This is a genomic window from Streptomyces sp. GDS52 (assembly GCF_052246875.1).
In the GTDB taxonomy this organism is placed as follows: domain Bacteria; phylum Actinomycetota; class Actinomycetes; order Streptomycetales; family Streptomycetaceae; genus Streptomyces; species Streptomyces cathayae.
Genome location: NZ_CM125966.1, coordinates 2,295,477 through 2,307,501 on the forward strand (window position 1 = coordinate 2,295,477; position 12,025 = coordinate 2,307,501).

Genomic DNA, 12,025 nt, shown 5'->3' on the forward strand with positions numbered 1-12,025 from the left:
AGCGCGCTCGGGGCAGCGGGCCGCCGGAAAAAATCGGCGGCCCGCTGCCCTGCCCGTCGGGCACACTCGCGCCATGGACATCATGATTCGGCCGGTGCAGCCCGACGAGTACAAGACACTGGGTGAGATCACCGCACAGACCTATCTGGAGGACGGTCTGCTCGACTTCGGGGAGAACGACCCGTACCTCGGCGAGCTCAGGGACGTCGCCAAGCGGGCCGCCGCCGCCGAGGTGCTGGTCGCCGTGGACGGCGGCCGGGTGATCGGCGGGGTGACGTTCGTTCCGGACGGCGGGCCCATGGCCGACCTGGCCGGGCCCGGCGAGGCCGAGATCCGGATGCTCGTGGTCGCCCGTGCGGCCCGGGGCCGCGGAGTGGGGGAGGCCCTCGTCCGCACCTGTGTCGACCGGGCGCGGGCCACACCGGGGTGTGAGGGGATCGCGCTGTCGACCCAGCGGATGATGCACTCCGCCCACCGCATCTACGAACGTCTCGGCTTCGTCCGCGCCCCCGAGCGTGACTGGAACCCGGTTCCGCACCTGGACGACATCGACCTTCTCTCCTGCACATTGGCGTTCTGACCCCACCGCGACACAACATATGGGCCCGCTGGCGCCGTCCGGCACAAGATGTATGCTCATGCTTGCTGTCGCCGCAGGGGAATCCGGTGCGAATCCGGAACTGTCCCGCAACGGTGTACTTGTGCGTGTCCGCGTTTCTTGCGTTTTCCGCATTTTTCGCGTGCCCGCACGGGCTTCAGTCCGAGGACCTGCCGACAGTGCGCCCGGCCGTCCGGTCCGGGTGCCTGACGTCCGGGCCTCGTGGAATGGGCCGGTGGACGCGTGGCGCGTGCGCGTGCCCGTGTGCTGCCCCCTCCCCTCTGCGAGGCCCCGTGCCGAGCGAGGGAGAGCCCCACGTGACCATCGCGCCAGCCGATCCTGCTTCAGCGGTCGACCTGACCGACGTGAGCGACGTGAGCGAGGGCCCCGGTGCCGCGCTGCTGCGGACCCTGACCGGGCTGACCGCCGACCTCTCCGACGCCGACCCCGGACGGGTCGCCGCCGCCGCGCTGCGCGGCCGGTCCGCCCGTGCGGACGGGACCGAGCTGCGGGAGCTGGCCACCGAGGCGGCGGCCGGGCTCATCTCCGAGGACCCCGCCTACTCCCGGCTCGCCGCGCGGCTGCTGACGCTCGGCATCCGCGCCGAGGCCGCCTCGCAGGGGGTCACGTCGTTCACCTCCTCGATCTCGACGGGTCACCGCGAGGGCCTCGTCGCGGACCGGACCGCCGAGTTCGTCCTGCTGCACGCGGCCCGTCTCGACGCGCTGATCGACCCCGGCGCGGACGACCGTTTCGGCTACTTCGGCCTGCGCACCCTGCACAGCCGCTATCTGCTGCGGCACCCGGTCACCCGCAAGGTCGTCGAGACACCGCAGCACTTCCTGCTGCGGGTCGCCGCCGGCCTCGCCGAGGACGACAGCGCCCGCTCGGTGGACGAGGTCGCCGCGCTGTACGGCCTGATGAGCCGCCTGGAGTACCTGCCCTCCTCCCCCACCCTGTTCAACTCCGGCACCCGGCACCCCCAGATGTCGTCCTGCTACCTCCTCGACTCCCCCAAGGACGAGCTGGACTCCCTCTACGACCGCTACCACCAGGTGGCCCGCCTCTCCAAGCACGCCGGCGGCATCGGCCTGGCCTACTCCCGGGTCCGCTCCCGCGGTTCGCTGATCCGCGGTACCAACGGGCACTCCAACGGCATCGTCCCGTTCCTGAAGACCCTGGACGCCTCGGTCGCCGCCGTGAACCAGGGCGGCCGGCGCAAGGGCGCGGCAGCGGTCTACCTGGAGACCTGGCACTCGGACGTCGAGGAGTTCCTGGAGCTGCGCGACAACACCGGTGAGGACGCCCGCCGTACGCACAACCTGAACCTCGCGCACTGGGTGCCGGACGAGTTCATGCGCCGGGTGAACGCCGACGCGCCGTGGTCGCTGTTCTCCCCGTCCGACGTCCCGGACCTGGTCGACCTGTGGGGCGAGGAGTTCGACGCGGCCTACCGGGCCGCCGAGGCGGCGGGTCTGGCGACGAAGACGCTCCCCGCGCGGGAGCTGTACGGACGCATGATGCGCACCCTCGCCCAGACCGGCAACGGCTGGATGACCTTCAAGGACGCCGCCAACCGCACCGCCAACCAGACCGCCGAGCCGGGCCACGTCGTCCACTCGTCCAACCTGTGCACGGAGATCCTCGAGGTCACCAGTGACGGGGAGACGGCGGTCTGCAACCTGGGGTCGGTCAACCTCGGCGCGTTCGTCGACCGGGCGAACGGCGCCCTCGACTGGGAGCGGCTGGACGCCACCGTCCGCACCGCCGTCACCTTCCTGGACCGGGTCGTCGACATCAACTTCTACCCGACCGAGCAGGCGCGCCGTTCCAACGCCCGCTGGCGCCCGGTGGGGCTGGGCGTGATGGGCCTCCAGGACGTCTTCTTCCAGCTCCGGCTGCCCTTCGACTCCCCCGGGGCGAAGGCCCTCTCGACCCGTATCGCCGAGCGGATCATGCTCGCCGCGTACGAGACGTCCGCCGGCCTCGCCGAGGCCCACGGCCCCCTGCCGGCCTGGGAGAAGACGCGTACGGCCCGGGGCGTCCTGCACCCCGACCACTACGGCGTGGAGGCGGCCTGGCCCGAGCGGTGGGCCGCGCTGCGCGCGCGCATGGCCACGAGCGGCCTGCGCAACTCGCTGCTCCTGGCGATCGCGCCGACCGCCACCATCGCGTCGATCGCGGGTGTGTACGAGTGCATCGAGCCGCAGGTGTCCAACCTGTTCAAGCGCGAGACGCTGTCCGGCGAGTTCCTCCAGGTCAACTCGTACCTGGTGGACGACCTGAAGCGGCTGGGCGTCTGGGACGCGCGGACCCGTGAGGCGCTGCGCGAGGCGGGTGGCTCGGTGCAGGACGTCACCTGGATCCCCGAGGAGGTGCGCGGTCTGTACCGCACCGCGTGGGAGATCCCGCAGCGCTCGCTGATCGACATGGCCGCCGACCGCACCCCGTTCCTGGACCAGTCGCAGTCGCTGAACCTGTTCCTGGAGACGCCGACCATCGGCAAGCTCTCCTCGATGTACGCCTACGCCTGGAAGCGGGGCCTGAAGACCACGTACTACCTGCGCTCGCGCCCCGCGACCCGCATCGCCCGCGCGGCCCAGGGCCAGGCGCACACGCAAGCACAAGCCCCCGTCCGGCAGCCGGCGCCCGGCCCCGAAGCGGTCGCCTGCTCCCTTGAGAACCCCGAGTCCTGCGAGGCCTGCCAGTGATGTCCACCACCGCCGCCACCGCCACCGCCCGGTCCCAGAACCTCCTCGACCCGGGCTTCGAACTCACCCTGCGCCCCATGCGCTACCCCGACTTCTACGAGCGCTACCGGGACGCCATCAAGAACACCTGGCACGTGGAGGAGGTCGACCTCCACTCGGACGTCGCCGACCTGGCGAAGCTCAGTCCGGAAGAACAGCACCTGATCGGGCGGCTGGTGGCCTTCTTCGCCACCGGCGACTCGATCGTGGCGAACAACCTGGTGCTCACCCTCTACAAGCACATCAACTCCCCGGAAGCACGGCTGTATCTCTCCCGGCAGCTGTTCGAGGAGGCGGTGCACGTCCAGTTCTATCTGACCCTGCTGGACACCTATCTGCCCGCCCCGGAGGACCGCGCCGCCGCCTTCGCCGCGGTGGAGAACATCCCCTCCATCCGGGAGAAGGCCGAGTTCTGCTTCAGGTGGATGGACTCGGTGGAGAAGCTCGACCGGCTGGAGACGCGGGCCGACCGCCGCCGTTTCCTGCTCAACCTGATCTGCTTCGCCGCCTGCATCGAGGGCCTGTTCTTCTACGGGGCGTTCGCCTACGTGTACTGGTTCCGCAGCCGGGGCCTGCTGCACGGTCTCGCGACGGGCACCAACTGGGTGTTCCGGGACGAGACGATGCACATGTCCTTCGCCTTCGACGTGGTCGACACCGTGCGCAAGGAGGAGCCGGACCTGTTCGACGACGAGCTTCAGCAGCAGGTGACGGACATGCTGCGCGAAGCGGTCGAGGCGGAACTGCAGTTCGGGCGCGACCTGTGCGGTGACGGGCTGCCGGGCATGAACACCGAGTCGATGCGGCAGTACCTGGAGTGCGTCGCCGACCAGCGTCTCGTCCGTCTGGGCTTCGCGCCGGTGTACGGCTCGGACAACCCGTTCTCCTTCATGGAACTGCAGGGCGTCCAGGAGCTCACGAACTTCTTCGAGCGGCGTCCGTCCGCGTACCAGGTCGCCGTGGAGGGCACGGTCGACCTGGACGAGGACTTCTGAAGAACTCCGAACAGAACGGGCGCCCTGATCGCCCGGCACCTGCCGGCGAGAACGGGCCGGACCATGAACACGGCCACGGCCCCGACCACCTGCCGGCGGGACGGTTCAGCGCGCGACCGGCCTCAGCAGCAGCCGGTTCGGCCGCAGAGTGATGCCGACGTGGGGGGCGTCGTCGGAGCCGGACACCTGCTCGAAGCGGTACCGCGTCGCCAGCGCGGCCGTGACCAGGGTCAGCTGGGCCATCGAGAAGTGATCGCTCGGGCACTTCCGGTTGCCGACGCTGAACGGCCTCATGGCGTACTTCGGAATGTCCTTCACCCGCTCCGGGAGCCAGCGGTCGGGATCGAACTCCAGGTGGCGCTCGTACGACTTCGGATCGCGCTGGATCGCGTACGGACTGTAGATGATGTCCGCCCCGGCCGGAATGCGATAGCCACCGAGTTCCTTGTCGGCGACCGCCCTGCGCGTCAATATCCAGACGGCCGGCCGTAAACGCATGGCCTCGACGACGACATTGTTGGTGTGGGCGAGCTTGCGGACGTCCTCGAATGCCACCGGACGCCCACCGGTGACGTCGAGGACTTCGTTTCGCACCCTGTCCCCGTGTTCCGGATGCGCGGCGAGCGCCTGAAGCAGCCACATGATCGTGGAGGCGATCGTCTCACTGCCGGGAGTGAGTATCGCGACCACCTGGTCGTGGATCTCCTGCTCCCCGATCGGGTCGCCGTTGTCGTCCTTCGCCGTCAGCAATGCCGTCAGCAGATCGTCCGGCTTCTGACCGGACGCACGGCGCTCGGCGACGATCTCGTCGACCACGCGGTGCAAATCGGCCAGGGCCCGGTTGAATGCGCGATTGGCCGGCAGCGGCAGCTTGTACAGCGGGCCGAGCGGCACCACCATCCGCCGGTACATGCCGCGGAAGACGGTGGCGAGCGCGGCGCACAGCCGCTCCGCCCGCTCGTCCATGTACTCACCGCGCAGCAGACAGCGCGCCGCGACGCGCACGGCGATCCGGAACGACTCGGAGGTGCAGTCGACCGTCTCCCCCGTCGCCCAGCGTTCGGTCAGCGCGTGGACCTCCTCCTCCATGATCGGGCCGTAGGCGGGGATGGCGTCGAGCTTGAAGGCGGGCTGGATGATGCGCCGCTGGCGCCGGTGCAGCGGGCCGTTGGCCGTGGCCACGCCCTCCTTGCCGAGCAGGCCCTCCAGGGACTCCCACAGGGGGCCGGAGATGATGTAGTCGGGATCGAGCGCCAGCGCCCCGGTGAGGGCGGGCGTGGTGACGGCGTACACCGTCTTGGGGCCGAGCTTCAGTCGCACGATGTCGCCGTGGTCGCGCAGCTGCGCCATGAAGGCCAGCGGATCGCGGACCAGTTTGAGGCCGTGGCCCAGGCCGGGGACCCCGCCGCCGGCCACCGGAGGCTCGCGCAGTTCGGTCACCCCCGACACGTCGGACACGTCGGACGCGTCGGACGCGTCGGGCTTCACCGACTCGACGGTCATTTCTCACCTGCCGCTTCGTTGTTGACGTACGGGGGCGTGGAGCGGTCGTCCCAGCTGTCGACCATGTACCGGCCGGACTCGTGGTGGAACCAGTAGACGGAACTGAACCAGTTCCGCATGTTTCCGAGGCAGACCCGTACGGCGACCCCCAGTTCCTTTCCTCCAGTCGTTCCGTCGTCGAGGCTGTCGGCGAACTTCAGGGCGCTTCGTTCGGCGTCCAGGAATTCCTTGACGCATTCCTCGACGCGGTGCCGCACATCGGCGACCGCCTCTTCGAGGGTCAGCCCTTCATGGGTGATGAGACTGATTCCGAGATTGTGCACTTCACTCCCCGCTATTTCCTTCGGGAGCGAGCAGAGGTCGTTGTACCAGGCGGCGAATTCCTGGCTGAGCAGGGCCGCTTTCCGATAGGACGGGTTCTTCCGTACGACGTCCGGGAGTTCACAGCCCGCACTCGGCTCCAGGAGGTCGGTCCAGATCCAGTGCGCGAAGGTGAGCCGACGCAGTTCGAGGTACTCCTCGACGGTGGGGACGATCCCCTCCGTCCGGTTGCGGAACTCCCGGTCGTACGCCTCGATCACCGCGTGGAAGTGCCGGGCGAACCGGACGTTCCAGGTGTCCGGAAGGAACGAGTACAGCCGCCGCACACTGTCCGCGAGCCCGGCCACCAGTGGATCCTCGTGGCGCAGGTGGTCCGTGGGGCTGTCGAGAGCCGCGTGCAGCAGGCCCTTCAGCCGCCGCCAGGCGGCGGGCCGGCCGTGCACGATGTCGCGGTCGTGACGGTCGTCCCAGACGAAGAACCACGCGCTGTAGTCCGCTATCGCCTGCAGGACCTCGTCGGCGGCGTCCGTGTAGTAGCCCGCCATGAGGTCCGTGTAGCACAGGCCATCGGCATATTCCACCACCTTGTCGGGCGGCATCAGCCGCTTTTCGAGCAGCCATGCACGGGTTTCCTGCTGGAGCTTCGGCCAATAAGGATGGATCTGCCGGGGAAACGCCGCCTCGATCAGCGGGAGAGACAGCGCCTGCGGTACCGCGACGGTGGTCGGTTTCGATGTGGTGCCGTGTGACAAAGCATGCACGAACAATCCCCTCTCGGCCGCCGGTTGACATGTGCCCGGCCCTCTCCGCCGGGCGTGCGCCGGTGCGTATCCACCCCTCCATTCAGCACCACAACTGACCACCCTGGGAACGCGTTTGCTTCATTCACTACCCCACGATGCCGAGATTCTCCCCTTGTGCGGCTGATTTCAGGGTTGATGACCCGTCGAGGAGTCGAACATGTGACGGAAAAACGAACGGCGTCCGGTCCGGAAGGGAATCCGGACCGGACGCCGTGCGCAGGGGAGGCCGGTGCCCCGTGGGGCCTTGAGCGGCGACAGGGGCCACCGGACTCCAGAGGAGGGCGAGGGCCCCGGCGGTCAGTCGTTGGCGACCACGGGGTAGCGCGGCTCGTTCTCGGCCATCTGCCGCAGCGCGTCCTTGCGTTCCCGCTTGGACAGCCGGTCGATGTAGAGGTAGCCGTAGAGGTGGTCGGTCTCGTGCTGCAGACACCGTGCGAAGTAGCCGGTGCCGCGCACCTTGACCGGGTTGCCCCGCTCGTCCTGACCGGTCACCTCGGCGTAGTCGGGCCGGGCCAGCGGAGCGTACGCGGTGGGCACCGACAGGCAGCCCTCGTTGGTGTCGTCCAGCCGGCGCTGCTCGGCGGGCAGTTCGACCAGCTCGGGGTTGCAGACCACTCCGGCGTGGCGCACGCCCTCGTCATCCGGGCAGTCGTAGACGAAGACCTTCAGGTCGACGCCGATCTGGTTCGCGGCCAGCCCCACGCCCTCCGCGGTGCGCTGGCTGGCGAACATGTCCGCGACCAGCTGCTGGAGTTCGGGGCCGAAGTCGGTGACGTCCCTGCACTCCTTGTGCAGCACCGGGTTGCCGACCACGGTGATCGGTCGCGAGGTGCCTCGCTCGACCCAGGCGGCCTCGCGCTCGGCGCAGTCCTCCGTGTCGATGACGTACCCCTCGTCGTCGACGGGGAGCACGCCCGCGTGCTGCTGATCGGTGTCCTGCTGAGCCATGACCGACGTACGCCTTCCTGGAAAACATGGGGGTGCTGCTGATACAGGGTACGGTGACCGGCCGCCCCACCGGGCCCGGTGCCCGCTCCGCCGGACCCGGTGCACGGTGTTTGTCCGCGCCCGGCGCGCGGACCCGGCGATCGGCCTAGCAGACCTCTTCCAGGTCCCGCCAGTCGCGTGAGTCCGGGCTGTCCGCGACCCAGCCGTCCAGCAGGCCGCGGACCAGCGAGGCGGGCGCGGCGAGCCCGCACTCCCGCTCCGGCACCCACAGCTGCCCGTCGGTGCGGTGGCCGAGCGGCCCGGGGTGCCCGGGCTCACTGTGGTCGTGCGGGTCGAGGTGCTCGCCCTCGCCCTCGTCGGAGGGCATCCGGGACTCCGAGCACATCCGGCACAGCAGCCGCACCGAGGACGACCAGTCCTCGGCGGCGAACCCCGCGTCCGCGGCCAGCTGCTCCAGGGCGTCCCGGTCGGCCTCTCCGGCGGCCTCCAGCAGGACCACCCAGGTCGGCACGGGGGAGGGCGCCCACAGCTCGATCTCGTCGAACACCGGGTAGGTGTGTCCGGCGGCCGTGCTCCGCTCGCCGTGCGGCACCCCGTCGTGCAGGACGACCTCGCCCCAGCGGCGGCCGGAGGACGGCAGCGGAATGGACAGCACCTCGATCCGCGCGGGGTCCAGCCGCCGCCCCCAGACGACCTCGGCCTCCCCCTCCGGGGACAGCCGTACGGCCGCACTGCCCAGGTCCATGCCGAGCGGCTCACCCGAGCCGGTGGGGCTCCCGGGCACCCGGAGCCCGTAGGCCTGCCAGGCGCGGCGGGCCAGCGGCCAGTCCTGCAGGGCGGTGGCGGCGATCCCGACGTTCCACCAGTCGGGTGCCCCGGTGTCCCGGTCGAGCAGCGCGACGGCCCTGAGGCCCGCCGCCCGTGCCTGCTCCCAGTCGTGCCGGAACTTGTGCAGCAACGCGAGGTTGAACCAGGACTCCGACAGCCAGGGTTCCAGATCGGCGGCCCGAGTCAGCAGCGCGCCCGCGTCCTCGTACCGGCCGTCGCCGATGAGTGTGAACGCGCGGTCCGTGGCCTGCCGCCAGGAGGCGGAGGGCCGGTTCCGTCCCTTGCCGAAGATCCTCACGATTCCCGCCTGCCAGTTCCGTTCGGTGGGCGGCCTAGCCCCCCGGACACCGTCTCCTTCGCATCCAACCACGTACGGCCGGAACGGCGCTCATTACCCATGGGTTACCCAGCCCCGGGCCGGGTAAGACCGTCCCGTTCCCGGGTCTCCCGGGACAGCACCCGGGCCAGCGACTCGACGACCTGGGGCGCGTACTCCCCGGCGCCCAGCCGCAGTTCCTCCAGTGCCGTGAGCGGCCCGCCGGGCCCTCCTGTCCGGGACTTCTCGTCGTACGCGTTCACCACCCGGACGATCCGCGCGGCCAGCGGCTGCTCCCGGTGGGGATCGGCCTGCCGCTCCACGATCCCCGCCACCCGCGGGTCCACCCCGGTCTGGCGGACCACCGCGCCGCCGAGGAGGGCGATCCGCCGCTGTTCCGGGACGGGCAGGGCGGCGGTGGCGCCCACGGGCACCGGGTCGACGAGGCTGAGCTGGCCGATGTCGTGCATCAGGGCGGCGTACTCCAGGACCGTCAGCTCGGGTTCGGTCAGCCCCAGGTCCCGGCCCACCGACTGGCTGAGTTCGGCGACCCTGCGGGCGTGCCCGGCCGGGGTGCAGCCGGCGATCTCGGTGGCCCGGGCGAGGGAGGTGATGGTCTGCCGGTAGGTCGCCCGGACGGCGGCGTACCGGCGGTAGGACAGCTGGGCGAGCAGCAGCGGCACGGACAGGAGGGGCAGCGCCCACAGTCCCACGACCGCGACGCCGAGTGCCATCACCGCGCCCGTCGCGACGACGGCGGCCCCGATGCCGGGCAGGGCCCGCAGTTCGTCACGCAGCACCGGCGGGAAGGGCCAGCCGGTGCGGGAGTGGGCCAGCGCGGCGGCGAGCACGGCGTCGCAGAGCGTGGACAGGGACAGCAGGGCGAGCAGCAGCAGCGCGTGGGCGGAACCGCCCCAGTCGTCGAACGTCCCGCGGGCGTAGAGGGGCTGGAAGCACACGGCGACGAACCCGACGGTGAGCGTCCGGCGGGCCAGGTGGTCGCGGGCGGGACCGGGGCCGCGCCCGACGTGCGGCACGCTGCCGAGCAGGGAGCCGGCGAGGACCACCGTGACGATCTGGGCCGCGTCGTGGTGGGTGGGCCTCCCGCCGGCCTCACCGAGCAGCGCGTACGCCAGTGCCCCGGCGGCGGCGAGCGGTGCGGTCTGCCGGACTCGCGGCCCGTTGTGCCGGGTGAGTTCGCCGACGGCGACGAGCACCCCGAAGGCGAGGGCGATGCCGCGTTCCGCGATTCCGTTCCACAGGGTGGCGCCGAGACAGCCGGCGGCGAGCACGACGGCGCATGCGTGCACGAGGGTGTGCAGCCGGAGGCTCATCGGCGGGCCCGGGGCTGATCGGCGACGGGCCCGGCGGGGTCGGGGGCGACAGGGTCGGGGCCGGTGGGACCGGGGGCGGGGTCGGGGGCCGGTGCGGGAGCGGACGGGCCGGAGGACCGGACGTCCTCGGCCGTCACCGCGGGATGCCAGCCGGCCCGGCCGATCACCCGTACCAGCGCTTCCACCATGCGCGGGTCGAAGTGGGCGCCCGCACACCGCTGGAGCTCCTCCAGCGCCACGGGCACCGGCCGGGCCCTGCTGTAGGACCGGGTGGAGGTCATCGCGTCGAAGGCGTCGGCGACGGCCACCACCCGCGCGGACTCCGGGATCTGACCGCCCGCCAGCCCGTAGGGGTAGCCGCTGCCGTCCAGCCGCTCGTGATGGTGCAGCACCGCCGCGCGGGCCTCCCCCAGGAAGGAGATGCCCCGCACCATCTCGTGCCCGTACTCGGGGTGCAGTTCGATCACCCGCCGCTCCTCGGGGGTCAGCGGTCCGTTCTTGGTGAGCAGCCGGGTGGGCACACCGAGCTTGCCGACATCGTGCAGGATGCCCGCGAAGCGCAGCACCTCGGTCCGTTCGTCGTCCATGCCGAGCTCACGCGCGATCATCGTGGAGGCCTGCCCGACCCGCTCGCTGTGCCCGCGCGTGTACCCGTCCTTGATGTCGACGGCCTGCACGAGCGCGCGGATCGTCGCCTGGTGGGCGGCCCGCTCCCGGTGGTACTGGGCGAACGCCCACCACGAGACGCACATCGGCAGCAGTACGAGCAGCGCGGCCACCGGCCCGTAGGGGCTGCGCCACAGCAGGGCCATCATCAGTCCGGCGAGCCCGTGCACGGTGATCGGCGCGAGCGACCGCAGGAACAGCCGCCGCCAGGTGGCCGGCCGGGAGGCCGGCCTCCCGCGCCACAGCGGCACGCCGGCCGTGAGCGCCACGATGCCGTGGTCCAGCAGGGTGAGGAGCAGGCAGAACACCAGCACCGAGGCGCCGACCGCGCCCAGCGCCGCCGGCACGTCACCGGCCGCGACCGCGTCCCGGCCGCCGGCCGCCTGGTACGCCCGGCTCGCGGCCCACACGGCGAGCGTCAGCTGACCGGCCCGCCAGATCCGCCGCGCGAGGAGCGGCCGCCGCTCCACCGGAGTGAGCAGCGCACCGGGCAGTGCGACCAGCGCGGCAGCGGACGGCGGCAGCAGGAAGGCCGCGGCCAGCAGCACGGGGTGGAAGGTGCCGCCCGGATTCGGGACACCGAGGTACCGGGACCGGACGAGGTACTCACAGCACGCGTACAGCACGGCGAGCGAGGCGAGTTCACGCCAGGGGACGTGCGGCATCTGCAGGCCGTGCACGATCTGCGCGACGTGCGGCGACAGCAGACAGAGCAGGCCCGCTGCGGCGACACCGGCCACATACACGCGGGCCCGCGTCGGTAACGCCTCCATGAGCCCCTCCCCCCGACCGTGCCTGTCGCGCTCGACGGCCTGCCGTACGTCAGGTTCCGGAGCCTAAGGGGGTGAACGACGCCTCCGCGGGCCCTGGGCCTGCGGATTAGCACGTACGGGTGACGCCGCTCCCCTTTCGGGGGACTTTTTCGGGGAACGGTTTCCAGGTCGGCAAGAGCCGGACGGCCGT

General features: G+C 71.1%; 9 protein-coding genes and 1 riboswitch. Of the genes, 3 read left to right on the forward strand and 6 right to left on the reverse strand.

What is annotated here, in order from left to right; all coding sequences use genetic code 11:
• The first annotated feature begins 73 nt into the window (after positions 1-73).
• From ACTWJ9_RS10255 to ACTWJ9_RS10265, 3 genes are all read left to right on the forward strand, one after another.
• A complete protein-coding gene (locus ACTWJ9_RS10255) occupies positions 74-580 on the forward strand; it encodes a GNAT family N-acetyltransferase (RefSeq protein WP_443295608.1) in 507 nt (168 codons plus the stop codon).
• Positions 581-595: 15 nt separating this feature from the next.
• A riboswitch (cobalamin riboswitch) is annotated at positions 596-790 on the forward strand.
• A 125-nt stretch (positions 791-915) separates the two neighbouring features.
• Complete coding sequence (locus tag ACTWJ9_RS10260; protein ID WP_443295609.1) at positions 916-3,309, forward strand: ribonucleoside-diphosphate reductase subunit alpha; 2,394 nt, start codon at positions 916-918, stop codon at positions 3,307-3,309.
• Complete coding sequence (locus tag ACTWJ9_RS10265) at positions 3,309-4,343, forward strand: ribonucleotide-diphosphate reductase subunit beta (RefSeq protein WP_387042557.1); 1,035 nt, start codon at positions 3,309-3,311, stop codon at positions 4,341-4,343. The genes ACTWJ9_RS10260 and ACTWJ9_RS10265 overlap by 1 nt, the downstream gene beginning before the upstream one ends.
• 105 nt (positions 4,344-4,448) lie before the next feature.
• Here the strand turns inward: ACTWJ9_RS10265 and ACTWJ9_RS10270 are convergent, their stop codons facing one another.
• The 6 genes from ACTWJ9_RS10270 to ACTWJ9_RS10295 all read right to left on the reverse strand — a co-directional run bounded on the left by ACTWJ9_RS10270 (position 4,449) and on the right by ACTWJ9_RS10295 (position 11,835).
• Entirely contained in the window at positions 4,449-5,846 is a 1,398-nt protein-coding gene (locus ACTWJ9_RS10270; protein ID WP_387040113.1) for a bifunctional albaflavenone monooxygenase/terpene synthase, read from the reverse strand.
• Positions 5,843-6,928: an epi-isozizaene synthase gene (gene cyc1 / locus ACTWJ9_RS10275; RefSeq protein ID WP_443295610.1), complete on the reverse strand. Its 1,086-nt coding sequence runs from the start codon at positions 6,926-6,928 to the stop codon at positions 5,843-5,845. Before cyc1 ends, ACTWJ9_RS10270 begins: the two co-directional genes overlap by 4 nt.
• Before the next feature lie 339 nt (positions 6,929-7,267).
• The gene (def, locus tag ACTWJ9_RS10280; protein WP_279333933.1) at positions 7,268-7,918 is read right to left on the reverse strand and encodes a peptide deformylase; all 651 of its coding nucleotides are present in this window, start codon (positions 7,916-7,918) and stop codon (positions 7,268-7,270) included.
• A gap of 145 nt (positions 7,919-8,063) precedes the next feature.
• Entirely contained in the window at positions 8,064-9,044 is a 981-nt protein-coding gene (locus tag ACTWJ9_RS10285; RefSeq protein WP_202277908.1) for a tetratricopeptide repeat protein, read from the reverse strand.
• A gap of 104 nt (positions 9,045-9,148) precedes the next feature.
• A complete protein-coding gene (locus ACTWJ9_RS10290) occupies positions 9,149-10,396 on the reverse strand; it encodes an HD-GYP domain-containing protein (RefSeq protein WP_279333934.1) in 1,248 nt (415 codons plus the stop codon).
• Positions 10,393-11,835 (reverse strand): HD-GYP domain-containing protein, encoded by a 1,443-nt coding sequence (locus ACTWJ9_RS10295; protein ID WP_387040106.1) that lies wholly within the window; start codon positions 11,833-11,835, stop codon positions 10,393-10,395. The genes ACTWJ9_RS10290 and ACTWJ9_RS10295 overlap by 4 nt, the downstream gene beginning before the upstream one ends.
• Between the last annotated feature and the right edge of the window lie 190 nt (positions 11,836-12,025).

Bases quoted from the DNA above. Each gene is read 5' to 3' on its own strand.
- ACTWJ9_RS10255 (WP_443295608.1), top strand. From the start codon at position 74: ATGGACATCATGATTCGGCCGGTGCAGCCCGACGAGTACAAGACACTG.
- ACTWJ9_RS10265 (WP_387042557.1), top strand. From the start codon at position 3,309: ATGTCCACCACCGCCGCCACCGCCACCGCCCGGTCCCAGAACCTCCTC.
- ACTWJ9_RS10270 (WP_387040113.1), bottom strand. From the start codon at position 5,846: ATGACCGTCGAGTCGGTGAAGCCCGACGCGTCCGACGCGTCCGACGTG.
- def (WP_279333933.1), bottom strand. From the start codon at position 7,918: ATGGCTCAGCAGGACACCGATCAGCAGCACGCGGGCGTGCTCCCCGTC.
- ACTWJ9_RS10290 (WP_279333934.1), bottom strand. From the start codon at position 10,396: ATGAGCCTCCGGCTGCACACCCTCGTGCACGCATGCGCCGTCGTGCTC.
- ACTWJ9_RS10295 (WP_387040106.1), bottom strand. From the start codon at position 11,835: ATGGAGGCGTTACCGACGCGGGCCCGCGTGTATGTGGCCGGTGTCGCC.